A 276-nucleotide genomic window follows, 5' to 3' on the forward strand; every position below is an offset into this window, starting at 1 on the left:
CCTTGAGCACGGCGAGCAGGGCCACGACCAGATCGATGGAACGGGGCAGCGCGACGGCGACCAGGGTTTCCGGGCTGACGCCGTCGGCGCGCAGGCGGCGGGCGAGGCGGTTGGCGCGTTGGTGCAGTTGGCGGTAGCTGAGGGCGGCCTCGTCGAAGCGCAGCGCCTCGGCGTCGGGGCTGAGTTCCGCCTGGCGTTCCAGCAACTGGGTCAGGGTGGCGGCGGGCAGCGCGGCGTCGGTGCGGTTCCAGGCGGCCAGCGCGTCTTGCTGGGCCG

General features: G+C 74.3%; 1 protein-coding gene. It reads right to left on the bottom strand.

Features of this window, described 5'->3' with window-relative positions:
• On the bottom strand, positions 1 to 276 hold a 276-nt coding region (locus tag HA052_RS27265), incomplete at both ends, for an AMP-binding protein (protein ID WP_166454458.1).

The sequence above is a fragment of the Chromobacterium fluminis genome, from assembly GCF_011602385.1.
Classification (GTDB): domain Bacteria; phylum Pseudomonadota; class Gammaproteobacteria; order Burkholderiales; family Chromobacteriaceae; genus Chromobacterium; species Chromobacterium fluminis.